This is a genomic window from Pseudomonas sp. MF09150 (assembly GCF_059862355.1).
Genome location: NZ_JCBCUS010000002.1, coordinates 557,861 through 582,598, shown reverse-complemented (window position 1 = coordinate 582,598; position 24,738 = coordinate 557,861). Strand labels below are relative to the sequence as shown.

Below are 24,738 nucleotides of genomic sequence, written 5' to 3'. Positions count from 1 at the left end.
ACGTCATGAAATTCCCAGTCGTACTGCACAAGGACGCCGACTCCGAATACGGCGTGACAGTCCCGGATGTGCCGGGTTGTTTTTCCGCCGGGAAAACCGTGTCCCTGGCGTTCGAGAACATCAAGGAGGCCCTGTCCCTGCACTACGAGGGGTTGGTGGCCGATGGCGAGCCGCTGCCCCAGGTGCATGAAATTGACGACCACCTGCACAACCCCGACTACGCGCGGGGCGTATGGGGCGTGGTGGAGTTTGATGTGGCGCCCTATTTCGGCAAGTCGGTGCGCTTCAACGCCACCTTGCCCGAGCAACTGCTGGAGCGCATCGACCAGACCGTAAAGCGCGACCAGCGCTACCGATCGCGCTCGGGCTTCCTCGCCGCCGCCGCCCTGCGCGAGCTCGCCCTGTAGCCGCCGTACCCGCTGCCGAGCGCGCGAGGCTGCGCTGGTCCTCCAGATCGCCGCTCAAGTGTCAGGTGTACAACCGGCATCCGAACGCCCCCCGAGCCTGCGGCAGCACCCACAGCCCAGCAGAAGTCAGGTGCTTTCGCGCTCGATCACTTGGCACTGCAACAGGTTCAGGCGTTGTACTTCGTCTGCCACCGGCAACACGCCCAGGCTCTGCAGGACGCGGGTGGCGGCGAGTACGCCGATCTCCAGGGCGGGTGGCTTGATGGTGCTCAGGCTGGGCAGCAGCATCTCGGCGAAAGGGTAGTCGCCAAAGCCCAGTACCGCGCAATCGGCGGGGATCTGCAGGCCGGCCCGTTGCGCAGCCAGCGAGCCGCCGGCGGCCAGGTTGTCGTTGGCGAAAATGATTGCGTCAGGTCGCGGGCTGGCCTGCATCAGCGCGTGCATCGCCTGTTTGCCGGCCTCGAACGGCGCGCGGTCGGCGTCCGGGGTAAAGATCCAGGGTTCCAGCCCTAACCCGCGCAGTGTGGCGGCGTAACCCTCGCTGCGCTCCAGGGCGCTGAGGTCGCCGGGCGCGCTGTTGAGCACGAAAGCGATACGTCGATAGCCTTTTCCGTGCAGGTAGTTCGCCGCGCTGACCCCGACCTGATGATGGGAAAATCCGATCTGCACCGGCGCCCGATCCGGCTGGTAATCCCAGGTTTCGATCAGTGGGATATCGGCCTCGGCGAGCATCTTCTCCGTGCCCGGGCTATGAAAGTGGCTGGTCAGCACCAGCGCCGCCGGTGACCAGCCGAGAAAGGCCCGCACGGCGCTTTCTTCCTGGGCCACGTCGAAATAACTGGAGGCCAGCAGCAGTTGATAGCCATGGCGGCTGAGGGTGTCGCTGAAGCCCTGGATGGTGCTGGCAAAGATTGGCCCAGAGATGTTCGGGATCACCATGGCCACGATCCTGCCCCGCGCCGAGGCCAGGCCGCCGGCCACCAGATTGGGCACATAGCCCAATTCCGCCACCACCTGGGCGATGCGTTCGCGAAGCTCGGCGGACACGCTCTCGGGCTGGTTGAAGTAGCGCGATACGGTGATGGCCGAGACCTCGGCGTGCCTGGCCACGGTGTTCAGGGTCACCCGTCCGGCGCCGCGGCGTTTGCGGCCTGGAGTGTTCTCGGTGGTCAAGGGCGTGATCCTTTATTCAAACCAAAAAGCATATAAAAGTAATTTTTCAGTATTGGACGGTCTATGGCCGTCTTGCAGATACTGCCGATGTTAGCGCTAACAAGGCGTCGTGTCTGCTACTCGCTCGAGCGAATGCCCAAGACAGATATTCAGGCGCTGCCGGCGTAGATCGGCAGCGGTTCAGGGCATTTTTCCAGCAGGCAGACCATGCATAACATTCTTGGGGATCAGCAAAAACTGGCGCAATCGATTCGCGCCGCCACACCGCGCCGGCCGCACCTGGGCTGGTTGCTGGCAGGGCTGGCCGCACTGCCGCTGCCGGGGGCATATGCCGCTGACCCCGCGACCGCTGTCGCAGAGCAGGAGCCGACCCTGAAGTCGGTGACCGTCACCGCCACCCGCCGCGAAGAGTCGCTGCAAAAAGTGCCGGTTGCAGTCTCGGTGGTGGATGGCGAACAGCTCGAGCGGGACAACCGCAATGGCGTGGCGAGCATCGTGCAGCAGGTGCCGTCGCTGAATTTCCGCACCGGTGCCTCGAACAAGGACACCTCGCTGTTCATTCGTGGCGTGGGCACCATTTCCACGTCGCCGGGCGTCGAGCCGACCGTGGCCACCGTGATCGACGGCGTGGTCTACGCCCGTCCGGGCCAGGCCACCCTCGACCTGCTGGACCTGGAGCGCATCGAAGTCCTGCGCGGGCCCCAAGGCACCCTGTTCGGCAAGAACGCGTCGGCCGGGGTGCTGAACATCGTGACCAAGGCGCCCACCGCCGAGACCCACGGCTATATCGACCAGGCCTATTACAGCGGCAATGAAAGCCGCACCCGCTTCGGCATCGGCGGCAGCCTGATTCCCGATACGCTCAAGGGCTCGCTGACCACCTTGTTTGGCAGCTACGACGGTAACGTCGACAACCAGCACAACGGTCAGGAGGTCAACGGCTACAACCGCAAAGGCGTGCGCGGCAAGCTGGAATTCACCCCCAGTGACGACCTCAAGCTGACCCTGGCCGCCGACTACATGCAGTCCCATGACGACGCGCCCAATGGCGTGGTGAGCAAGGCGCTGACGCCGGCTTTTGCCGGTGCCCTGAACCCGGTGCGGGCCAGCAGTGACAACCGCGATATCAACACCGACACCCGCAGTCATGTCGAAGACATCAACAAGGGCCTGTCGGCCCAGCTCGACTGGAACCTGGGCGATTACACCCTGACCTCAATCACCGCCTGGCGCGGTTGGAACAACACCCAGTACCAGGATGGCGACCGCCTGGGCACCGTCACCGCAGCCTTCCCCGGCACCGCCGACAAGGGCGACCTGGACTTCAACCAGTACTCGCAAGAGCTGCGCCTGGCTTCACCCAAGGGGCAGTTCCTGGAGTACGTCGGCGGCGTGTTCTACATGCATGGCAAGGATGAAGAAACCTACCAGCGCACCCTGACCACGACCACCAGCGTCAACCGCGGCATTGCCGACTACAGCACCCGCAGCGACAGCTACTCGGCGTTCGGCGAGACCACCCTGAACTTCACCTCCAGCCTGCGGGGCATCGCCGGCCTGCGCTGGACCCATGACCAGCTGGAATACGAGCACCGCCGCAGTTCCACCTCGGCGGTGCAGGTCAGCGGCATCCAGCCGGCCACCAGCAGCTCCGGCTCGGTGGATGAAGACGGCTGGTCCGGGCGCCTGGGTCTGCAATACGACCTGAGCGACACGGTGACCACTTACCTGACCTATTCCCGTGGCTACAAGGGCCCGGCCTACAACGTGTTCTTCAATATGCAGCCGCGTGACACCGATGCGCTGAAGCCGGAAACCTCCAATACCTGGGAGGCCGGGATCAAGGCCACCAGCTGGAACAACCGCCTGACCACCAACCTTGCGGTGTTCCACAGCGCCTACGACAACTATCAGGCCAACTTCTTCGACACCGTGGCCGGGCAAGTCGTGACGCGCCTGATCAACGCCGGCAGCGTCAGCACTGAGGGGGTCGAGTTGGACTACGCGTTGCAGGCCACCCAGCAACTGAAGCTGTCCGGGGCCCTGGCCTACACCCGGGCGCGCATCGATGAGTTCGCCTGCCCCGCAGGTGCGGCGGCCTCGTGCAACGTCAACGGCAAGCCGCTGCCCTTCAGCCCGGACTGGAAAAGCTACGTGCGTGCCGATTACACCATCCCGTTGGATAACGGCCTGGATATCGAATTGGGCACCGACTACAGCTGGCAAAGCGAGGTGCAGTACGACATCAGCCAGAACGTCGACACCAAGCAGGGCGCCTACGGCATCTGGAACGCCAGCGTGGCCCTGGCCGACTACAGCAACGGCTGGCGCGTGGCCCTCTTGGGCAAGAACCTGGCCGACAAGTCCTACTCGCCCTTGCTGGCCAGCGGCGGCAGCTACATTTACCGCGCTGTACCACGGGATGACGAGCGTTACTTCGGTGTACAGCTGCGCAAGGATTTCTAAGGAGCGGCCGGCTTGGCCCGGGAGTGCGTCCTGCTCTCGGGCCCTGGCTGCTGCGCCCCGTTATGCGTGAATCAAGGAGTGCTGCATGACCCAACCTGCTCGCCAACTCAAGCTGGGTGCGTTTTTGATGGCTACAGGCCATCACGTGGCTGCCTGGCGCCACCCGTACGTACCGGCAGACGCCGGACTGGACTTTGCCGCGTACAAGCAGCTGGCGCAGATTGCCGAGAGCGCGTTGTTTGACGCGCTGTTCGTGGCCGACAGCATCGCCGCGCCAACGGGCGCCATCGCCAGTTGTATGGCGCGTTCAGACCACTTCGAGCCCCTGACCCTGCTCTCTGCCTTGAGCGCTGTGACCCAGCATATAGGGCTTATTGCCACGGCTTCGACCAGTTATAACGATCCGTACCACGTAGCACGTAAGTACGCGTCATTGGATCATTTGTCGGGTGGCCGGGCCGGTTGGAACCTGGTGACTTCCGATAATGCCGCCGAAGCGCAGAACTTCGGCCGCGACCAGCACATCGGTCACGCTGAGCGCTACAGCCGGGCCCGGGAGTTTCATCAGGTGGTCACCGGGCTATGGGACAGTTGGCAGGACGATGCCTTTGTCCGCGACAAGGCCAGCGGCCAGTACTACGACCCGGCCAAGCTGCATGTGCTGAACCACCGGGGCGAGCACTTTCGGGTCCAGGGGCCGCTGAACGTGGCGCGCCCGCCCCAGGGCTACCCGGTGATTGTCCAGGCCGGCTCGTCGCCTATCGGCCGCGAGCTGGCGGCGCAGACCGCCGAAGTGGTGTTCACCGCGCAAAGCTCCCTGGCCAGTGCCCAGGCGTTCTATGCCGACCTCAAGGGGCGCCTGGCGCAGTACGGGCGCAGCCCTGAATCACTGAAGATCATGCCGGGAGTGTTTGTGGTGGTAGGGCAAAGCGAGAGCGAAGCCCGGGACAAGTTCGAGTCGTTCCAGGCACTGGTCGAACCTGAGGTGGGCGTGGCTTTGCTCGGCCGGATGCTGGGTAACTTCGACCTGTCGCATTACCCGCTGGATGGCCCGTTGCCTGAGTTGCCGTTGACCGAAAGCGGCCAGCAGAGCCGGCAGAAACTGCTCACCGATCTGGCTGGGAAGGACAACCTGACCCTGGCCGAACTGGGGCGAAAAATCGCCGGCGGCCGGGGTCATTACAGCCTGATCGGCACCCCGTCGCAGATTGCCGACGAGCTGCAAGCCTGGTTCGAAGAGGGCGCCGCCGATGGCTTCAACGTGCTGGTGCCGCACCTGCCGGGAGGGTTGCAGGACTTTGCCGAGGGCGTGGTCCCGGAACTGCAACGCCGTGGCCTGTTCAGAACAGAATACGAAGGCCGCACGCTGCGGGAGAACCTGGGGCTGGCGCGGCCAAACAATCAGTTTCAGCCTCAATGACGCCGGGGTCGCCGCAAGGCGGTGACCGCGGTAAATCCAAGTTTCAGCAACACCCAAACGAGAGAGGATTCGATGACTTACCTGGCTGCCGAAAACCGCTACGACTCCATTCCTTACCGCCGCGTCGGCCGCAGCGGGCTGGTGCTGCCGGCACTGTCCCTGGGCCTGTGGCATAACTTCGGCGACAGCACGCCGATCGACACCCAGCGCGCGCTGCTGCGCACCGCCTTTGACCTTGGCATCAACCATTTCGATCTGGCCAACAACTACGGCCCGCCCTACGGCAGCGCCGAAATCAACTTCGGCCGCCTGCTGCGTGAAGACTTCAAGCAGTACCGCGACGAGCTGATCATTTCCAGCAAGGCCGGCTGGGACATGTGGCCGGGCCCTTACGGCCAGGGCGGCGGTTCGCGCAAATACGTGCTGGCCAGCCTCGACCAGAGCCTGCAGCGCCTCGGGCTGGACTACGTGGATATCTTCTATTCGCACCGCTTCGACCCGGACACCCCGCTGGAAGAAACCGCCAGCGCCCTGGCCACGGCGGTGCAGCAGGGCAAGGCCCTGTACATCGGCATCTCCTCGTATTCCGGGGTCAAGACCCGCGAGATCGCGGCCCTGCTCAAGGAGTGGAAAGTGCCGCTGCTGATCCACCAGCCGGCCTACAACCTGCTCAACCGCTGGGTGGAAAAAGACCTGCTGGACACCACCGAGGAACTGGGTGCGGGCGTGATTGCGTTCACCCCGCTGGCCCAGGGGCTGTTGACCGACAAGTACCTCAACGGCATCCCCGAAGATGCGCGGGTCAACCGCCCGGGGGGTGGCTCGTTGCAGGCGGCTCATCTGTCAGAGGCCAATATCACCCACGTCCGTGCCTTGAATGAAATTGCCAAGCGCCGTGGCCAAAGCCTGGCGCAACTGGCCCTGGCCTGGACCCTGCGCGACCCGCGGGTAACCTCGGCGCTGATCGGCGCGAGCCGCCCGGAGCAGATCATCGAAAACGTCGGGGCGTTGCAGAACCTGAACTTCAGCGCTGAAGAACTGGCGGAAATCGATCGCTTTGCCCTGGAAGGCGGGATCAACCTCTGGGAAAAACCGTCGACCGCCGAATAGGCCTCGATGGGGCTGGCGCCGGCCCGGCGGGTCGGCGTTCAGTGCTGCGGCGGGAGGCTAAATCTCCAGCGGCCGCCAGGGATTGATCAGGTCCACGCCCGACTCTTCGAAATCCCTGATATTGCGTGTGGCCAGAGCGGCGTCGTGGGTGCGGCAGATCGCTGCAATCTGCGCGTCGGCCATGCTCATGGGGCGTCCGGCTTGACCTCGGGTGGTCATCAGGTGGGCGTAGTACAAGGCTGCGGGGGTATCGAAGGGCAGTATCCGTTCGCCGAAATCCTCTTCGAACATGATCATGGCCGACTCGTGGAGGTCCCGTTGACGCTTGCCCTTGGGCAGGCGCGCCACGCCGTGGAGAATCTCGGCCATGGTGATCGAACTTATGCACAGGTCATCGGTGCGTTGCGTGCTTATCCACAGGACAACCGTCGGTTCGGGCTTGGGTCGCATCAGCTCCGAGAGCACGTTGGTATCGAGCAGGATCATTGGCCAAGATCCACCAACCGTCCCGGCTCCTTGCGTTCAGGCAGATCAAGCTCGACCCCGCCAAGACCCGCAAAGCGCGAGCGGATCCGGCTGGCCAGGTCTTGATCGTTCGAGGGTTTTGTCAGCGCCCTGCGCAAAATCAACCGCGCCTCTTCTTCCATGGAATGGCCGTTATGCGCGGCCTCGATGCGCAGGCGCTCTTTGATCTGCTCGTCCAGGTTGCGGATGGTGAGGCTGGCCATGGGCATGCTCCGAGTGCAATCAATGAAATCATTGCGAGCATAATCGTTTTTTTCGCAGAGGACGGGCCGTTGGTCGTACCAGCGGTGGTGGCCGTCCTAGAACGGCACATCCCCGACAATGGTCGCGCGCTGCATCACCCGGCGTTGTGGGCGGTAGTCGTCGACGGCGTAGTGCTGGGTCACGCGGTTGTCCCAGAACGCCACGTCGTTTTTCTGCCAGCGCCAGCGGATGGTGAATTCCGGGCGGGTGGCGTGGGCGAACAGCAGTTTCAGAATGGCTTCGCTTTCGGTCTCCGACAGCTCGTTGATCCGGGTGGTGAAGCCTTCGTTGACGAACAGCGACTTGCGCCCGCTGACCGGGTGGGTGCGGATCACCGGATGGGACAGGGGCGGGTTGTTGCGCCGGGTCTGTTCCCAGCGCGCCAGGTCTTCGGGGGTATTGCCGAAGCGCTCCAGGGGAAAGGACTTGGTGAAGTCGTGGGTCGCGGTCAGGCCCTGCAGCAGCCCTTTGAGCGGTGCCGACAGGGCCTCATAGGCGGCGATGCCGCTGGCCCACAGGGTGTCGCCGCCAAACTCCGGCAGCAGCTTGGCGCTGAGCACGGCGCCCAGGGCCGGGGTCGGCAGGAAGGTGACGTCGGTGTGCCAGATGGCGTTGTCGCGCACGTCGGTTTCGGCGGTGTCGAGGATCAGCACCTCGGGTTGCTCCGGCACATTGGGGTAGATCGGGTGAATGTGCAGATCGCCAAAATTCGCTGCGAACCGCGCCTGCTGCTGCGGGGTGATCGGCTGGTCGCGCAAGAACAGCACCTGGTGCTTGAGCAGCGCCTGCTCGATGGCATCGCGCTGTTCCACATTCAGCGGCTGGCTGAGATCGACGCCACTGATCTGGGCGCCGAGGGCGGAGCTTAAGGGGGTGATGGTCAGGCTCATGGTCATTCTCGAAGTCGGCGCCGAAGGGGTGGCGTGGTCAGATAGCGTGTCATTGCCGGTCTACGGACCCGTAATCGCTGTCGATAGGCTGCGCTGGCCCTGGAGAACGCCCTGTGTACACCTGACACACTCACGGTGTTCTTGGGGGCCAGCGCAGCCTGCGGCAGCGGCTACAGGGGTTCAGTGGGACTGGCCGTGCCAGGGCACGAGTTTGCGTTGCAGGGCGCGCAGGCCCATTTCCATGCTGAAGGCGATCAGGGCGATGACCAGGATCCCCAGCACCACCACGTCGGTGACCAGGAACTGCGCTGCGGACTGCACCATGAATCCCAGGCCGCTGGTGGCGGCGATCAATTCGGCGGCGACCAGGGTCGACCAGCCCACACCCAGGCCAATCCGCACCCCGGTGAGGATATCCGGCAGGGCGCTGGGCAAAATCACATGGCGAATCAGCTGTGCCCGAGTCGCGCCCAGGGACTGCGCTGCGCGCAGTTTGGCCGGATCCACGGTGCGCACGCCGGTGGCGGTAGCGATGGCAATCGGGGCGAAGATCGCCAGATAGATCAGCAGCACCTTGGACAACTCGCCAATGCCGCACCAGATCACGATCAGCGGCAGGTAGGCCAGGGGTGGAATCGGCCGGTAGAACTCGATCAGCGGGTCGAGAACGCCACGGGCGATGCGGTTGGCGCCGATGGCGATGCCCACCGGAATCGCCGTCAGCACGGCAAAGCCCAGGGCCAGGCCGATGCGTTGCAGGCTCGCCGCCAGGTGCTGCCACAGGGTGGAATCCATATAGCCGCTGGTTGCCAGCAACCAGCCTTTTTGCAGCACGGCAGCAGGCGGCGGCAGGAACAGGGGCTCGATCCAGCCGCTGGCGGTCACTGCCCACCACAGGGCGAGCAGGGTGACCAGGGTCAGCAGGCTGATCCAGCGCGTACTCAGGCTGCGGCGCACGGGGATCACCGCGGTGGGCTGAGCAGGGGCGGTCGCGGTGGCGGGAATCTGGTAGCTGCTCATGCGCGCTCCTGGCGCTCGGCGGCGCCGCGTTGGGAAAACACTCTGGACAGCACGTGTTCGCGGGTTTCGATAAAACGCGGATCAGACTTGATGGCCCGCGCCGATTCACCGGCCGCGTAGCGCTGGCCGAAGTCCAGGCTCAGGCGCTCGACGATCTGCCCCGGATTGGGCGCCAGCAGAATCAGATCGGTGGCGAGAAATACCGCCTCTTCGATGTCATGGGTAATCAGGAATGTGGGCTTGGCGGTGCGCTGCCAGACTTGCAGCAGCAGCTCCTGCATCTGTTCGCGGGTAAAGGCATCGAGGGCGCCGAAGGGTTCGTCCATCAGCAGTACCCGTGGGTCGGCCGCCAGGGCGCGGGCCAGGCCGACGCGTTGTTTCTGACCGCCGGAAAGCTGCCAGATACGTCGCGTGTCAAACCCGGCCAGGTCCACCAGGGCAAGCATTTCCCGGGCGCGGGTTTCGCGCTTGTCGCGGGCGATGCCGGCCAGCTCCAGGCCGAAGCCGACGTTGGCCAGCACGTCCTGCCAGGGCAGCAGGGCATCGTCCTGGAACACCACGCCGCGCTCGGCGCTCGGCCCCTTGATGGGCACGCCATCGAGGGTGATGCGCCCGGCACTGGGCTCGACGAACCCGGCAATCAGGTTCAGCAGCGAGGTCTTGCCGCTGCCCGAGGGGCCCAGGGCGACCAGCAGTTGCTGTGGCCCAAGGCTCAGGGAAATATCCGCCAGCACCGGCTCGGCCGCGCCGGGGTACTGTGCGCTGATGCGCTCCAGTTGTAGCAAGGCCATGACGGCTATCTCCTCTCCCGACGGGTTTCAGTTAGTGATGAACTTGGCGCTGACAAAGGGCGCGTAATCCGGCAGCACGGCTTCAACCTTGCCTTGCTCCTTGAGGAACACCGCGGTGTCGGTGATGGCCTTGGTGGTCGGTGCGCCCAGGCTGATGACCTGATCGGCGGCCAGTGGGTAGACGTTGCCTTGCAGCAGCAGCGGAATGTCGCTGGCCTTGGCGCCGGAGAGTTTCACCAGCTTGTCGACATTGCTCTGATTGGCCAGCCAGGCTTGTGGGTCTTTACGGTAATCGGCGTAGGCATCCAGGGTGACTTTGGCGAAAGCCGTGACGATTTCCGGGTGCTTCTCGGCAAAATCCTTACGCACGATCCAGGCATCGAAGGTCGGAGCGCCGAACTTGGCCAGTTCGCCAGAGGTGATCAGCACCTTGCCGTTTTCCTTGGCCACGCCCAGTGCCGGATCCCAGACATAAGTCGCGTCGATGTCGCCGCGTTTCCAGGCCGCGATGATCGCCGGGGGGGCCAGGTTGAGAATCTGTACTTTCGAAGGGTCGATGTTCCAGTGCTTGAGCGCTGCCAGCAGGCTGTAGTGCCCGGTGGAGACGAAGGGCACGGCGATTTTCTTGCCGATCAGGTCCTGCGGGCCTTTGATCCCCGAACCTTCGCGAGCCACCAGGGCTTCGGCCGCGCCGATCTGGGTGGCGATCAGGAAGGTCTGTACCGGCACCTTGCGGGTGATTGCCGCGGTCAGGGGGCTGGAACCGAGGTAGCCGATCTGCACGTCGCCGGAGGCGATGGCGGCAATGATGTCGGCGCCGTTATCGAATTTGCGCCAGTCGATCTTGGCTTGGGTGGCTTTTTCATAAGCGCCGTCGGCCTGGGCGACTTTGGCCGGGTCGACGGTGGTCTGGTAGGCAACGGTAAAGTCGGCCGCCTGGGCGAACAGACTCGCAGCCGCCAGGGAAGCGGCCGCCAGGAGGCGAAGGGGGAAATGCAGTTTCATGGAGGTGCTCCTCATAGGCGGCCGGTGATCGGCGTGGGAGGAGACTAAATGATCTAAGAATGCAGAAATAAATAACTTATTTGCATTAGCTTATGAGGGGAAGTACGCGGACCTGGCCCGGAGGCTGTTGTGGCGAGGGAGCAAGCTCCCTCGCCACGGTTTCAATTGCTGATGGCCAGGATGCTGGCCTGGTAGGAACCCACGAACACATCGAAATCACCGACTTCGTTCTGCTCCAGCTCAGCCTGTTGCGCCAGGGATTTGCGCGCCGCTTCTTCGAACGCGGCCTGTTCTTCCTTGCCCAGCCCTGGGCTGCGGAAGAACTCGGCGTGGGCCTGGCTCTGGCGCAGGGAGAACTGGGTAAAGCTCTCCTTGCGTTCCTGCATGGCCGCCAGCACTTGGGCCGATGGGGTCAGGGACGAATCCTTGACCTTGGCCAGTTGCGCATCCAGGGCCTTGCTATGGGCGTCGCCGCCATGGCTCTGGTCGAGCAGGGCGGCCAGTGGCGCGATCTGCTCCAGCAACTGGGCTGCCCATTCCTTCATGTCCACGGCCTGGCCCTTGCGCTGCAATTGCAGGCCCGGGCGCCGGCCTTCCTTGACCACGCTGAGGAAGTTCGAGGTGGCATTGCCGCATTCGTTGTTCTCGAACAGCGGGCTGTCGCTCAGGGCGCAGTACAGGAGGAAGGCGTCGAGGAAGCGGGCTTCCTGCAGGTCGATGCCCATGGGCAGGAACGGGTTGATATCCAGGCAGCGCACTTCAACGTACTGGATGCCACGGGCCATCAGCGCCTGGATCGGCCGCTCGCCGGTGTAGGTCACGCGCTTGGGGCGGATGTTGGAGTAGTACTCGTTTTCGATCTGCAGGATGTTGGTATTGAGCTGTACCCACTCGCCATCCTTGTGGGTGCCGACTGCCACATAGGGCGCGTAAGGCGTGGCCACGGCCTCGCGCAGGCTGTCGGTGTAGCTGGCCAGATCGTTGTAGCAGGGCGTCAGGCCGGCCTGGGCATTGCTCTGGTAACCCAGGTCGCTCATGCGCAGGCTGGTGGCGTAGGGCAGGTACAGGGTGTCCGGGTCCAGCTGTTCAAGCTGGTGCGAGCGCCCGCGCAGGAAGCCCGCGTCCAGCGCCGGCGAGGCGCCGAACAGGTACATCAGCAGCCAGCTGTAGCGGCGGAAGTTGCGGATCAGCGCGATATAGGCAGTGGACTGGTAATCGCGATCGGTGCCGACAAAACCTTCGGCTTCCTTGAGCAGCGGCCAGAGCTTTTCCGGCAGCGAGAAGTTGTAGTGGATCCCGGCAATGCATTGCATGGTCTTGCCGTAGCGCAGGGCCAGGCCCTTGCGATACACGTACTTGAGCTGGCCGATGTTGGAGGTGCCGTAGTAGGCGATCGGAATATCTTCCTCGGCCGGCAACGGGCACGGCATCGATGGACTCCACAGGTACTCGTTGCCGAGCTTGCTGTAGGCAAAGCGGTGAATCTTGTCGAGGCTGCTGAGGGTGTCTGCCGGATCAGGCAGCGCGGGAGTGATGAACTCCAGCAGCGACTCGGAATAGTCGGTGGTGATCTGTTCGTTGGTCAGCGCGGAACCCAGTTCCTCCGGGTGCGGAGTCTGTGCCAGGCGGCCTTCGCCGGTCACACGCAGGCATTCACGTTCGATGCCGTGCAGGCACTGCTCGAGCAGGGATAGGTTAGCGCGCTCGCCGAGCAGAGCCAGGCGGCGGTTGAGAAGTTCGCTCAAGTTGGATTCCTTCACGCGTCAGTCGCCCCAATATGGGGGTGGGCAGGACGGTCTACAAGGGTGAAGTTAAAACTGGCGTTTTCGCCTTGTTCGTAAGCCCATGGGCTCATCTGGAAACGCCAACACTCCATCCTTGAATCTGGCTCTGGCGCCGGCAAAAAATTCCGACGCCGCTTTCGCAGCGCCGAAATTAACCCAATTTGATGGCGGGCAGCTATAGGACCGCGAAGGTGCCTTGTGCTTTTGCGACCAGTTTGTCGCCTTGCACCACATCCGCCTCGACCACCAGGGTCCGGCGGCCGGGATGGATGACCCGGGCGCGGCACAGCACCTCGCCCTCGGCCACCGCACGGATGTAGTTGATCTTGCACTCGATGGTCGCGCTCTGCTGGTCGAAGCCGTGGGTGCTGGAGCAAGCCAGGCCCATGGCGATGTCCACCAGGCTGAAAATCGCCCCGCCGTGCAGTTTCTGCCCTCGATTGCGCAGTTCTGGCGTCAGCGCCAGGGCAACGTCGGCCTCTCCGACTTCCAGGCGCTGCAAGCGACAGCCCAGCAGTTGGAAGAAGGCGCTTTCGGTCAGGCCGGCGGGGATTTCCATCAGCGTTTCTTCAACTGTTTGGCATTGGCGAACAGAGACGCCATGGCGTTGTTGGCCGGGGCTGCCGTGGCGGTTTCCTTGCGCGGCGCGCTGTTTTGCGACTGGCGCGATGCCGAGCCCGGGCGTGAGCCACGGGCACCGTCGATTTTCTCGCCCGGGGTGTCGCTCATGCGCATCGACAGGCCCACGCGTTTGCGCGGGATGTCGACCTCCATGACCTTGACCTTGACCACATCGCCAGCCTTGACCGCTTCACGCGGGTCCTTGATGAACTTCTCGGACAGCGCGGAGATGTGCACCAGGCCGTCCTGGTGGACGCCGATGTCGACGAAGGCACCGAAGTTGGTGACGTTGGTCACCACGCCTTCGAGGATCATCCCCAGTTGCAGGTCCTTGAGGTCTTCGACGCCTTCCTGGAACTCGGCGGTCTTGAACTCGGGGCGCGGGTCGCGGCCCGGCTTGTCCAGTTCCTGGAGAATGTCGGTGACGGTCGGCAGACCGAAGGTCTCGTCGGTGAACTTCTTCGGGTCCAGGCGCTTGAGGAAGCCGCTGTCGCCGATCAGCGAGCGAATATCGCGGTCGGTCTCGGCAGCGATCCGTTGCACCAGTGGATAGGCCTCAGGGTGCACCGCCGAGGCGTCCAGCGGGTTGTCGCCGTTCATCACGCGCAGGAAGCCGGCGGCCTGTTCGAAGGTTTTTTCGCCCAGGCGTGCGACTTTCTTCAGCGCGGCGCGGGTCTTGAATGCGCCGTTCTCGTCGCGGTGGCTGACGATGTTCTGCGCCAGGGTCGCGTTGAGGCCGGAGATCCGCGCCAGCAGGGCCACGGACGCGGTGTTGACGTCGACGCCCACGGCGTTCACGCAGTCCTCGACCACGGCGTCCAGGCCGCGTGCCAGTTTCAGCTGCGACACATCGTGCTGGTACTGGCCGACACCGATGGATTTCGGATCGATCTTCACCAGTTCGGCCAGTGGATCCTGCAGGCGACGGGCAATCGACACCGCGCCACGGATGGTCACGTCCAGGTCCGGGAACTCGCGGGCGGCCAGTTCCGAGGCCGAGTACACCGAGGCGCCGGCTTCGGACACCATGACCTTGGTCATCTTCATGGCTGGGTATTTTTTGATCAGTTCGGCGGCCAGCTTGTCGGTTTCACGGCTGGCAGTGCCGTTGCCGATGGCGATCAGGTCCACCGAATGCTTGGCGCACAGGGCGGCCAGCACGGCGATGGTCTGGTCCCACTTGTTGTGCGGCACGTGGGGGTAGACCGTGGCGTGGTCCAGCAGCTTGCCGGTGGCGTCCACCACCGCCACCTTGCAGCCGGTACGCAGGCCCGGGTCCAGGCCCAGGGTGGCGCGCGGGCCGGCCGGGGCGGACAGCAGCAGGTCGTGCAGGTTGTGGGCGAACACGTTGATCGCCTCGGTTTCCGCGCCATCGCGCAGCTCGCCCAGGAGGTCGGTTTCGAGGTGGGTGTAGAGCTTGACCTTCCAGGTCCAGCGCACCACTTCGCCGAGCCATTTGTCGGCCGGGCGATTCTGGTTCTGGATGCCGAATTGCTGGCCGATCATGCCTTCGCACGGGTGCATGGTGCCCGGCAGTTCGTCGCCGACTTTCAGCGCGGAGCTGAGGATGCCTTCGTTGCGGCCACGGAAAATCGCCAGGGCGCGGTGCGACGGCATGCTTTTCAGGGGTTCGTCGTGTTCGAAGTAGTCGCGGAACTTGGCGCCTTCCTCTTCCTTGCCGGCGATCACGCGGGCACTGAGGGTGGCTTCCTGCTTGAGGTAGTTGCGCAGTTTGTCCAACAGGCCCGCGTCTTCGGCGAAGCGTTCCATGAGGATGTATTTGGCGCCTTCGAGGGCGGCCTTGACGTCAGCCACGCCTTTTTCGGCGTCGACAAAGCGTGCGGCTTCGGTTTCCGGGGCCAGGCTCGGATCGTTGAACAGACCGTCCGCCAGCTCGCCGAGGCCGGCTTCCAGGGCGATCTGGCCCTTGGTGCGGCGCTTCTGCTTATACGGCAGGTAAAGGTCTTCGAGGCGGGTCTTGGTGTCGGCGAGCTTGATGTCGCGAGCAAGTTCCGGGGTCAGTTTGCCTTGCTCTTCGATGCTGGCCAGGATGCTGATCCGCCGTTCGTCGAGTTCTCGCAGGTAGCGCAGGCGCTCTTCCAGATGACGCAGCTGGGTGTCATCGAGGCTGCCGGTGATTTCTTTCCGGTAGCGGGAGATGAAGGGCACGGTGGAGCCTTCATCCAATAGAGCGACGGCCGCTTCGACCTGCTGTGGGCGTACGCCGAGTTCCTCGGCGATGCGGCTGTTGATGCTGTCCATAAAACCACCTGACAAATTGTGAAAGCAGGCTCGCAGGCGCGGATTGATGGGCCCGGCGAGCCTGGTTGAGCGGCCTGACCAGCGCCGCCACCTGGGTCAACAGGCAGCCTGTTGACCCGCGAAATCGAAAAATTACTGCCGGCCATGAAAAATAAAAAAGCGGCCATTGGCATAACGATCAGATAATGCCCGACACAAAAGGCGGCGCATTATAACCAGCGTTCTGCTGTTCCGGGGTATTGCGCGGCGCCGGCCGACGGCGGGTTTGCTGGCGACCGAGAAAAATCTGCTAACAATGCACACGGTGCGTATAACGGCAGCTACGCCATAATGCGCACCGAGATTAGAGGAGCATCCAATGAGCAGCACTGCACAAACTGCTGAAGGCGAAAAAATTCTTATTGTTGACGACGACCCCGGGCTGAGCAGCCTGCTGGAGCGTTTCTTCGTCAGCAAGGGCTACCGTGCCCGCGCAGTCCCGAACACCGAACAAATGGACCGCCTGCTGGGCCGCGAGGTCTTCAACCTGGTGGTCCTTGACCTGATGCTGCCTGGCGAAGACGGCCTGACCGCTTGCCGCCGCCTGCGCAACGCCAACAACCAGATCCCGATCATCATGCTCACCGCCAAGGGCGACGAGCTGAGCCGCATCAAGGGCCTGGAACTGGGTGCCGACGATTACCTGGCCAAGCCCTTCAACCCGGACGAGCTGATGGCGCGGGTCAAGGCCGTGCTGCGTCGCCAGTCGGCGCCGGTGCCAGGGGCTCCGGGCAGCGAAGACGAAAGCGTGACCTTCGGTGACTACGAACTGTCCCTGGCGACCCGCGAACTCAAGCGCGGCGATGAAGTACACATGCTCACCACCGGTGAGTTCGCGGTACTCAAGGCGCTGGTGATGAACGCCCGCCAACCGCTGACCCGCGACAAGCTGATGAACCTGGCCCGTGGCCGTGAATGGGACGCCCTGGAGCGCTCCATCGACGTGCAGATCTCCCGCCTGCGCCGGATGATCGAGCCTGATCCTTCCAAGCCGCGTTATATCCAGACCGTCTGGGGCGTGGGTTATGTGTTCGTGCCGGATGGCACCGCGACCAAGTGATCGGTGATTTGTAGGAGCGAACGCCCGGGCCATCAACGCCCGGGCGTTCGCATTCCGCAACGCTGCGAGTGCGACTCGCTCCTGCAAAGTGTGTATGGGCTGTTATGAAAACCCCGCTGTGGTTCCCGCAAAGTTTCTTCTCCCGCACCCTGTGGCTGGTGCTGATCGTGGTGCTGTTCTCCAAGGCCCTGACCCTGGTTTATCTGCTGATGAACGAGGACGTGCTGGTGGACCGCCAGTACAGCCACGGCGTGGCCCTGACCCTGCGTGCCTACTGGGCCGCCGATGAGTCCAACCGCGACCAGATCGCCGAAGCCGCCGGGTTGATCAAGGTGGTCGGCAGCGGCGTGCCGGCCGGCGAACAGCACTGGCCCTACAGCGAGATCTACCAGCGGCAGATGCAGGCCGAGCTGGGCGCCGACACCGAAGTGCGGTTGCGCATGCATGCACCCCCCGCCCTCTGGGTCCGGGCACCGAGTCTGGGAGATGGCTGGCTGAAAGTACCGCTGTACCCGCACCCGTTGCGCGGGCAGAAGATCTGGAGCGTGCTGGGCTGGTTCCTTGCCATCGGCCTGTTATCCACTGCGTCGGCCTGGATTTTCGTCAGCCAGCTCAACCAGCCGCTCAAGCGCCTGGTGTATGCCGCCCGGCAACTGGGGCAGGGGCGCAGCGTGCGCCTGCCGATCAGCGATACCCCGAGCGAGATGACCGAGGTCTACCGTGCCTTCAATCAGATGGCCGAGGATGTGGAGCAGGCCGGGCGCGAGCGCGAGCTGATGCTGGCCGGGGTCTCCCATGACCTGCGCACACCGCTGACGCGCTTGCGCCTGTCGCTGGAGCTGATGGGCAACCACAGCGACCTGAGCGACGACATGGTGCGCGACATCGAGGACATGGACGCAATTCTCGATCAGTTCCTGGCGTTTATCCGCGACGGGCGTGACGAGTCGGTGGAAGAGGTCGACCTGAGTGACCTGGTGCGTGAAGTGGCAGCGCCCTACAACCAGAACGAAGAGCGGGTGCATCTGCGCCTGGAGCCGATCCAGCCGTTCCCGCTGCGTCGGGTGTCGATGAAGCGCCTGCTCAATAACCTGATTGGTAACGCGCTGAATCACGCCGGCACCGAAGTGGAAGTGGCGGCCTATGTGTCCGGCGACACCAACGCGCCGTACGTGGTGCTGAGCGTGATGGACCGTGGGGCCGGGATCGACCCTTCGGAGCTGGAGGCGATCTTCAACCCGTTCACCCGCGGCGACCGCGCCCGTGGCGGCAAGGGTACCGGCCTCGGGCTGGCGATCGTCAAGCGCATCGCCTCGATGCACGGCGGCAATGTCGAGCTGCGCAACCGCGCCGGTGGCGGCCTGGAAGCACGAGTACGCCTCCCACTAGGCCTGCTGCTCCCCCGCGACGCCGATTGAATCCGCTGTAAGCGGCAAGCTGTTCTTCCCTTGCCGCTTACAGCTTGAAGCGTGTAGTTGCTCCTATCCCTTGCCTTTGGTACGGGTCATGTTCGGCCCGCCGTTCTTTTCCAGGTGCTCGATGATGATCCCCGCCACGTTCTTGCCGGTGGTGGTCTCGATGCCTTCCAGGCCTGGCGAGGAATTGACTTCCATCACCAGCGGCCCGTGGTTCGAGCGCAGGATGTCCACACCGGCCACCGCCAGCCCCATGACCTTGGCTGCGCGCAGGGCGGTCATGCGTTCCTCGGGGGTGATCTTGATCAGGCTGGCGCTGCCGCCACGGTGCAGGTTGGAGCGGAATTCGCCGGGCTTGGCCTGGCGCTTCATGGCGGCAATCACCTTGTCGCCGACCACGAAGCAGCGAATATCGGCACCGCCGGCTTCCTTGATGTACTCCTGGACCATGATGTTCTGCTTCAGACCCATAAAGGCCTCGATCACCGATTCTGCCGCAGTGGCGGTTTCGCACAGGACCACGCCGATGCCCTGGGTGCCTTCCAGCACCTTGATCACCAGTGGCGCGCCGTTGACCATTTCGATCAGGTCGGGGATGTCGTCCGGTGAGTGAGCAAAGCCGGTCACCGGCAAGCCGATGCCGCGGCGCGACAGCAATTGCAGCGAGCGCAGTTTGTCCCGCGAGCGGGCGATCGCCACCGACTCGTTGAGGGGAAACACCCCCATCATTTCGAACTGGCGCAGCACCGCGCAGCCATAGAACGTCACCGAGGCGCCAATCCGCGGGATCACCGCATCGAAGCCTTCCAGCGGCTTGCCGCGGTAGTGGATCTGCGGCTTGTGGCTGGCGATATTCATGTAGGCGCGCAGGGTATCGACCACCACCATTTCATGGCCACGCTCGGTGCCGGCTTCGACCAGACGACGAGTGGAATACAGACGCGGGTTACGCGACAGCACAGCGATCTTCATGCAACACCTGTGGCAGAGGTAGTGGACACCGGGAACACCGGCTTGTCTTGAACGTATTTGACCCCTGGATTGACCACCAACTGGCCGTCGATCAGGGCTTTGGATCCCAGCAACAAGCGGTAACGCATGGACTTGCGGCAGGCGAGGGTGAACTCGACCCGCCAGACCCGATCGCCCAGGGCCAGGGTGGTGCTGATCACATAACGCACCTGGGCCTGGCCGTTGGAACTCTTGATGGTCTTCATCGCCACCAGCGGCGCTTCACAGCGTCGATGTCGCAGCTGCACCACGCTGCCCAGGTGCGCGGTGAAGCGTACCCAGCGCTCACCGTCGCGCTCGAATGGCTCGATCTCGGTGGCATGCAGGCTGGAGGTGCTGGCGCCGGTGTCGATCTTGGCGCGCAGGCCGGCCACTCCCAAATCGGGAAGCGCCACCCATTCGCGCAAACCCACGACGGTCAAATGGTCAAATGTCTTCAAAATGGTAACCAGCGATTACGCTTTCCAGGCCTCGGGAGGAACCTCGGCCAATGCTTTGAATGCAGGCTTGGCGAACCAGTAGCCCTGCATCAGAAAAATTCCGCAGTCGGCGAGAAAGTCCCGTTCACCGGCACTTTCAATGCCTTCGGCGATGACTGTAATGCCCAATTCCGCACAGATTGTGACAATCCCTCGAACGATGGCCTGCCGGACGCGATCACGGTCGACATCGCGAATCAACGCCATGTCGAGTTTGATCAGGTCAGGTTGGAAATCGGCCAACAGGTTCAGCCCCGAATAGCCGGAGCCGAAGTCGTCGATGGCGGTCTTGAAGCCGAATTCGCGGTATTCACGCAGAATATTGGTCAAATGGCGATAGTTATCTACGTGCTCACTTTCCAGGGTCTCGAAAATCAGCAGATCCAGCGGGAAGTTATGCTGGCGGGCGGCCTCCAGGGTGCTGCGAATACACAACTCGGGACGGTACACCGCGTTGGGCATGAAGTTGATCGACAGGTGACTCTGCATCCCCAGTTGTGCCGCGCCGGCAATTGCCTGGGTGCGGCAGCGCTGGTCGAAGCGATAGCGATTGCTGTCGTTGACCTGGTTCAGCACCGTCAGCGCGCCTTCGCCATGGACCCCGCGTACCAGGGCTTCGTGGGCGAAAATCGAGCGGTCGCGCAGATCGACGATGGGTTGATAGGCGAAGGCAAAGTCAAAGTCCAGCGGCTGGCTTTGTTGGCAACCTTCGCAGCGGGTCTTGGGCGAGGTCAATGATGTGGGGAAATCAGTCACAAGGACTCCTCGCTGTTCAGGTGCAAACCTGGGGTATTTTAGGTGAGGCGCGGGGTTTATGCGCCCCTGCGATCAAGTAGTACAGTTGCGACATCTTTCAGAGAGGGGAATTCCAGTGGCTCAAAAGCAGGAAGAGGACGACAAGGTCCGTCTCGATAAATGGCTGTGGGCGGCGCGGTTCTTCAAGACTCGCGCTCTGGCCAAGGCGGCGATCGAGAGCGGCAAGGTGCATCACCGGGGGGAGCGTTGCAAGCCCGGCAAAGAGCCGCGAATCGGCGATGAATTTCAGATCCGCGCCGGTTTCGACGAGCGCACCGTGGTGGTCCTGGCGTTATCCATCGTGCGCCGTGGCGCGCCCGAGGCGCAGGCCCTGTACGCGGAAACCGAAGCCAGCATCGCCAAGCGCGAAGGCGCGGCCGCCCTGCGCAAGGCTGGCGCCCTGGGCGTCAGCACCGACGGCAAGCCGAGCAAAAAGCAGCGCCGCGACCTGTTCAAGTTTCACGGCAGCAGCCACGAATGATTGTCCAGCGTTCGCAACAGGGCGAGGGAGCTTGCTCCCTCGCCACTCCACCCGCCTGACGCCGTAACAGCCTCAGCGCAGCCGTACCACGCTCAGCCGCGACAGAAGCGGCATCCGCTCCAGCAGGTTGAACAGCGGTGCGGTCAGGCGCAGCAGCAGGTCCGAGGCCTTGGCCGCATACGGCGTGTAGTAGCCCCAGCCCAGGGCCCAGATCGCCAGCAGCACGCCGCCGATGTAATCGTCCTGCCCCCAATGGGCGCCCGCCACCAGACGCGGCATCATGAACAGCAGGGCCAGGCCCCAGACCACCACGAACTGCCCCAGGCTGCGGCTGAACAACCCCATGAACATCGCCCAGATCAGCAGCACCGACGCATGATCGCCCGGGAAGCTCTGGCTGGAACGGTCCTTGAGTTCCCAGGTTCTTTCCAACCCGGGGAAGTACTCGCTCATATGCACCGCGCCGTCGATCACCATCGACGGGCTTTGATGTTGCCAGCCCATGAAGGCGGCGAACTTTGAAAACAGCACGCGAATCACCAGCATCAGCACCAGGATCGAGACAAACCCGAAGAACGCCCGGCGCACGTCGCTGGCCTTGAACACCCAGTCACCGCGAATCAACAGGCTCAGCAGAATCACCCCGACCACCGCATCGAACGGACGCAGGCTGGCCACGGCCCAGATATGCAGCCAGGTCGAGTGCGTCGCCAAGGGGGAATTGAGCAGATGAAACAGCCATTCGTCGAACATCACACAGAGCATTTGCCCGGTCGGCCACAACCAGAAACCCAGCAGGGCCAAAGGGAGTAAATTACACACAGCCAATCTGCCGAGGTTCCACCTTGCTTGGAACAGACCCGGATTGTTCATAAAATGCCTCCAGCAAGCGAAAATACGCGCACCATAAAGGTGCGAAAAAACTGATTTTCGATGCTTGTACACATTTTGTCATCACTTCAGATACCCAGACCTATGACTGATTTGCCGGATACCGACTTCACCCAACGCTTCATCTTCGATGACAGCGACACCCGCGGCGAGCTCGTGGGCCTGGAACTCAGCTATGCCGAAGTCCTTGCCAAACACGCCTATCCCGAGCCTGTTGCACAGTTGCTTGGCGAGCTGATGGCCGCCGCCGCGCTGCTGGTCGGCACCTTGAAGTTCGACGGTTTGCTGATCCTGCAGGCACGCTCCGAGGGCCCGGTTCCGCTGCTGATGATCGAGTGCTCCAGCGACCGTGAAATCCGTGGCCTGGCTCGCTATGACGCGGCGCAAATCGCCCCTGACGCTACCCTGGCCGACCTGATGCCCAACGGCGTCCTGGCGCTGACGGTCGACCCGACCCAGGGCCAGCGCTACCAGGGCATCGTCGACCTGGACGGTGCGACCCTGTCGGAATGCTTCACCAACTATTTCGTGATGTCGCAGCAAGTTGGCACCCGTTTCTGGCTGTACGCCGACGGCCGCCGCGCCCGCGGCCTGCTGCTGCAGCAATTGCCCGCCGACCGCCTGCGTGACCAGGAAGAACGCGACGCCAGCTGGCAGCACATCACCGCCCTGGCCAGCACCCTGACCGCCGACGAGTTGCTCAGCCTGGATAACGAAACCGTGCTGCATCGCCTGTATCACGAAGAGGCCGTGCGCCTGTTCGACGTGCAGTCGCTGCGCTTTCGCTGCAGCTGCTCGCGCGAACGTTCGGGCAATGCACTGGTCAGTCTGGGTCTGGAAGATGCCAAGCAACTGGTCATCGAGCATGGTGGCCGCATCGAGATCGATTGCCAGTTCTGCAACGAACGCTACCTGTTCGATGCCACCGATATCGCTCAATTGTTTGCCGGAGCGGGTGTCGACACGCCGTCAGATACTCGTCACTAAAACGATTCAGCGCAGGTAAATCACCTGGCAAGTGCCGGAATAACGCCGTTCTGACGGGAGGGCCCTACTCTTTTTGGGCTTTTCTGGCATAATCCGGCCCACTTTTTTCGCGGTAGTAGTGCACGACTTTCTACTACAAAACGTTTGGAGCACTCGGCCACTGGCCGACGGGGAACCTCATGACGCAAGCCAATAACGCCGTGTACACCGATCTGAGTGTCGATGATCTGGTCAAAGAAGCCCTGAGTCGCGGTGAAGGCGAGCTTGCCGATACCGGCGCGCTGGTGGTTCGCACCGGTCACCGCACCGGCCGCTCGCCAGTCGATCGTTTCATCGTTGAAGAACCGTCCACCTCGGCTGCCATTGCCTGGGGCCCGATCAACCGCAAGTTCCCGGCCGACAAGTTCGATGCCCTGTGGAACCGCGTCGAGGCATTCAACAACGCGCAGGAACATTTTGTTTCCCATGTTCATGTAGGGGCGTCTGCCGATCACTACCTGGCCGTGAAAATGACCACCCAAACTGCCTGGCAGAACCTGTTCGGTCGTTGCCTGTTCATCAACCCGGCCCAGTACAACCCGGCTGGCCGTGACGAGTGGCAGGTGCTCAACGTTGCCAACTTCGAATGCGTTCCAGAGCGTGACGGCACCAACTCCGATGGTTGCGTGATCCTCAACTTCGCTCAGAAAAAAGTGCTGATCGCCGGCATGCGCTACGCCGGTGAAATGAAGAAAGCCATGTTCTCGGTGCAGAACTTCCTGCTGCCGGCCGCCGACGTGCTGCCAATGCACTGCGCTGCCAACATCGGTGAAGCGGGCGACGTGACCCTGTTCTTCGGTCTGTCCGGCACCGGCAAAACCACTCTGTCCGCCGACGAAAGCCGTTACCTGATCGGTGATGACGAACACGGTTGGGGCGAGGGCGTGGTGTTCAACATCGAAGGCGGTTGCTATGCCAAGTGCATCGACTTGTCCGAGAAGAACGAGCCGGTCATCTGGAAAGCCATCAAGCACGGCGCAGTCCTGGAAAACGTCGTTATCGATGACGCCAAGCACGCCGACTACGCCGATGTCAGCCTGACCCAGAACAGCCGCGCCGCCTACCCGCTGGAGCACGTTGCCAAGCGTTCCGAGAAAAACCTTGGCGGCGAGCCAAACGCGGTGATCTTCCTGACCTGCGACCTGACCGGCGTGCTGCCACCCGTGTCGATCCTCAGCGAAGAGCAAGCCGCTTACCACTTCCTGTCCGGCTACACCGCTCTGGTGGGCTCGACTGAAATGGGTTCGGGCACCGGCATCAAGTCGACCTTCTCCACTTGCTTCGGCGCACCGTTCTTCCCGCGTCCGGCTGGCGAATACGCTGAGCTTTTGATCAAGCGCATCCGTGGCTTCGGCTCCAAGGTCTACCTGGTCAACACCGGCTGGACCGGCGGTGGCTACGGCGTCGGCCAACGCTTCAACATCCCGACCACCCGTGGCGTGATCGCAGCGATCCAGAGCGGCGCGCTGATCGGTGCCGAGACCGAGCACCTGGACACCATCAACCTGGACGTGCCACTGGCCGTTCCAGGCGTCGAAACCGGCCTGCTCAACCCACGCAACACCTGGGCTGACAAAGCCGCCTATGACGAGGCTGCCAAAGCCCTGGCCGGCCTGTTCACCGAGAACTTCAAGAAGTTCGACGTAAGCGACGCGATCAAGGCTGCCGGCCCGAAGCTGTAAGCATCGGTTCAGTGGTTTGAGAAGCCGCCCTTCGGGGCGGCTTTTTTGTGGGCGCAAGGTTTGGGTTCAGTTGCCACCGCCAGGCTTCGACGCCCAGCAGAACGGCGCTGGAAACGAGGCGCAGATCAACCCTGCAACAGGT

23 protein-coding genes are annotated in these 24,738 nt (G+C 63.1%); 9 read left to right on the top strand and 14 right to left on the bottom strand.

Going from position 1 to position 24,738, the window contains the following annotated elements; all coding sequences use genetic code 11:
• Positions 1–5 precede the first annotated feature (5 nt).
• Entirely contained in the window at positions 6–407 is a 402-nt protein-coding gene (locus AC19YX_RS12110) for a type II toxin-antitoxin system HicB family antitoxin (protein WP_500606325.1), read from the top strand.
• Between the two features lie 126 nt (positions 408–533).
• Here the strand turns inward: AC19YX_RS12110 and AC19YX_RS12105 are convergent, their stop codons facing one another.
• Entirely contained in the window at positions 534–1,580 is a 1,047-nt protein-coding gene (locus AC19YX_RS12105; RefSeq protein ID WP_500606324.1) for a LacI family DNA-binding transcriptional regulator, read from the bottom strand.
• A 207-nt stretch (positions 1,581–1,787) separates the two neighbouring features.
• Here AC19YX_RS12105 and AC19YX_RS12100 point away from each other — a divergent pair, with 207 nt between their 5' ends.
• The 3 genes from AC19YX_RS12100 (at position 1,788) to mgrA (ending at position 6,576) form a co-directional block, all read left to right on the top strand.
• Positions 1,788–4,046, top strand: coding sequence for a TonB-dependent receptor (locus tag AC19YX_RS12100; protein ID WP_201128935.1), 2,259 nt, complete (start codon positions 1,788–1,790; stop codon positions 4,044–4,046).
• A gap of 85 nt (positions 4,047–4,131) precedes the next feature.
• The gene (locus AC19YX_RS12095) at positions 4,132–5,466 is read left to right on the top strand and encodes an LLM class flavin-dependent oxidoreductase (RefSeq protein WP_500606323.1); all 1,335 of its coding nucleotides are present in this window, start codon (positions 4,132–4,134) and stop codon (positions 5,464–5,466) included.
• A 72-nt stretch (positions 5,467–5,538) separates the two neighbouring features.
• A complete protein-coding gene (gene mgrA / locus AC19YX_RS12090) occupies positions 5,539–6,576 on the top strand; it encodes an L-glyceraldehyde 3-phosphate reductase (RefSeq protein WP_078469273.1) in 1,038 nt (345 codons plus the stop codon).
• Between the two features lie 57 nt (positions 6,577–6,633).
• Here mgrA and AC19YX_RS12085 read toward each other — a convergent pair whose 3' ends face one another.
• The 9 genes from AC19YX_RS12085 to AC19YX_RS12045 all read right to left on the bottom strand — a co-directional run bounded on the left by AC19YX_RS12085 (position 6,634) and on the right by AC19YX_RS12045 (position 15,717).
• Complete coding sequence (locus AC19YX_RS12085; protein ID WP_201128940.1) at positions 6,634–7,062, bottom strand: type II toxin-antitoxin system VapC family toxin; 429 nt, start codon at positions 7,060–7,062, stop codon at positions 6,634–6,636.
• Positions 7,059–7,304, bottom strand: coding sequence for a FitA-like ribbon-helix-helix domain-containing protein (locus AC19YX_RS12080; RefSeq protein ID WP_500606322.1), 246 nt, complete (start codon positions 7,302–7,304; stop codon positions 7,059–7,061). Before AC19YX_RS12080 ends, AC19YX_RS12085 begins: the two co-directional genes overlap by 4 nt.
• Positions 7,305–7,400: 96 nt before the next feature.
• Positions 7,401–8,234, bottom strand: a complete 834-nt coding sequence (gene tauD / locus AC19YX_RS12075; RefSeq protein ID WP_020299803.1) for a taurine dioxygenase — start codon at positions 8,232–8,234, stop codon at positions 7,401–7,403.
• A 180-nt stretch (positions 8,235–8,414) separates the two neighbouring features.
• Positions 8,415–9,254, bottom strand: a complete 840-nt coding sequence (gene tauC / locus AC19YX_RS12070; protein ID WP_500606321.1) for a taurine ABC transporter permease TauC — start codon at positions 9,252–9,254, stop codon at positions 8,415–8,417.
• Positions 9,251–10,045, bottom strand: a complete 795-nt coding sequence (tauB, locus tag AC19YX_RS12065; protein WP_078469277.1) for a taurine ABC transporter ATP-binding subunit — start codon at positions 10,043–10,045, stop codon at positions 9,251–9,253. Before tauB ends, tauC begins: the two co-directional genes overlap by 4 nt.
• A gap of 27 nt (positions 10,046–10,072) precedes the next feature.
• The gene (gene tauA, locus AC19YX_RS12060) at positions 10,073–11,050 is read right to left on the bottom strand and encodes a taurine ABC transporter substrate-binding protein (protein ID WP_020299806.1); all 978 of its coding nucleotides are present in this window, start codon (positions 11,048–11,050) and stop codon (positions 10,073–10,075) included.
• A gap of 161 nt (positions 11,051–11,211) precedes the next feature.
• A complete protein-coding gene (gshA, locus tag AC19YX_RS12055) occupies positions 11,212–12,795 on the bottom strand; it encodes a glutamate--cysteine ligase (RefSeq protein WP_078469279.1) in 1,584 nt (527 codons plus the stop codon).
• Positions 12,796–13,009: 214 nt separating this feature from the next.
• Entirely contained in the window at positions 13,010–13,393 is a 384-nt protein-coding gene (locus tag AC19YX_RS12050) for a PaaI family thioesterase (RefSeq protein ID WP_020299808.1), read from the bottom strand.
• Positions 13,393–15,717, bottom strand: a complete 2,325-nt coding sequence (locus tag AC19YX_RS12045) for a Tex family protein (RefSeq protein ID WP_201128945.1) — start codon at positions 15,715–15,717, stop codon at positions 13,393–13,395. Before AC19YX_RS12045 ends, AC19YX_RS12050 begins: the two co-directional genes overlap by 1 nt.
• A gap of 358 nt (positions 15,718–16,075) precedes the next feature.
• Here AC19YX_RS12045 and ompR point away from each other — a divergent pair, with 358 nt between their 5' ends.
• Positions 16,076–16,816: an osmolarity response regulator transcription factor OmpR gene (gene ompR / locus AC19YX_RS12040; protein WP_078469282.1), complete on the top strand. Its 741-nt coding sequence runs from the start codon at positions 16,076–16,078 to the stop codon at positions 16,814–16,816.
• A 104-nt stretch (positions 16,817–16,920) separates the two neighbouring features.
• Positions 16,921–18,234, top strand: a complete 1,314-nt coding sequence (locus AC19YX_RS12035; protein WP_201128946.1) for an ATP-binding protein — start codon at positions 16,921–16,923, stop codon at positions 18,232–18,234.
• Positions 18,235–18,297: 63 nt separating this feature from the next.
• Here AC19YX_RS12035 and rimK read toward each other — a convergent pair whose 3' ends face one another.
• The 3 genes from rimK to rimA are packed head-to-tail and all read right to left on the bottom strand — an operon-like array spanning position 18,298 to position 20,477.
• Positions 18,298–19,203, bottom strand: coding sequence for a 30S ribosomal protein S6--L-glutamate ligase (rimK, locus tag AC19YX_RS12030; RefSeq protein ID WP_007972871.1), 906 nt, complete (start codon positions 19,201–19,203; stop codon positions 18,298–18,300).
• Positions 19,200–19,682: a retropepsin-like aspartic endopeptidase RimB gene (rimB, locus tag AC19YX_RS12025; protein ID WP_500606320.1), complete on the bottom strand. Its 483-nt coding sequence runs from the start codon at positions 19,680–19,682 to the stop codon at positions 19,200–19,202. The genes rimK and rimB overlap by 4 nt, the downstream gene beginning before the upstream one ends.
• A 15-nt stretch (positions 19,683–19,697) precedes the next feature.
• Positions 19,698–20,477 (bottom strand): S6 modification regulatory phosphodiesterase RimA, encoded by a 780-nt coding sequence (gene rimA, locus AC19YX_RS12020; RefSeq protein WP_500606319.1) that lies wholly within the window; start codon positions 20,475–20,477, stop codon positions 19,698–19,700.
• A gap of 115 nt (positions 20,478–20,592) precedes the next feature.
• Between rimA and AC19YX_RS12015 the strand changes: the two genes are divergently transcribed.
• A complete protein-coding gene (locus AC19YX_RS12015; RefSeq protein WP_020299814.1) occupies positions 20,593–20,997 on the top strand; it encodes an RNA-binding S4 domain-containing protein in 405 nt (134 codons plus the stop codon).
• Positions 20,998–21,069: 72 nt separating this feature from the next.
• On the opposite strand, the gene AC19YX_RS12010 is transcribed toward AC19YX_RS12015, so the two are convergent.
• Positions 21,070–21,870 carry a phosphatase PAP2 family protein gene (locus tag AC19YX_RS12010; protein ID WP_078469286.1) on the bottom strand — a complete coding sequence of 267 codons (801 nt, stop codon included), beginning with the start codon at positions 21,868–21,870 and terminating at the stop codon, positions 21,070–21,072.
• Positions 21,871–21,972: 102 nt separating this feature from the next.
• Between AC19YX_RS12010 and hslO the strand changes: the two genes are divergently transcribed.
• Together hslO and AC19YX_RS12000 are read left to right on the top strand one after the other, a co-directional pair.
• Positions 21,973–22,875 carry an Hsp33 family molecular chaperone HslO gene (gene hslO / locus AC19YX_RS12005; RefSeq protein WP_078469287.1) on the top strand — a complete coding sequence of 301 codons (903 nt, stop codon included), beginning with the start codon at positions 21,973–21,975 and terminating at the stop codon, positions 22,873–22,875.
• 179 nt (positions 22,876–23,054) lie between these two features.
• Complete coding sequence (locus AC19YX_RS12000; protein WP_020299817.1) at positions 23,055–24,596, top strand: phosphoenolpyruvate carboxykinase; 1,542 nt, start codon at positions 23,055–23,057, stop codon at positions 24,594–24,596.
• The last annotated feature ends 142 nt before the right edge of the window (positions 24,597–24,738 follow it).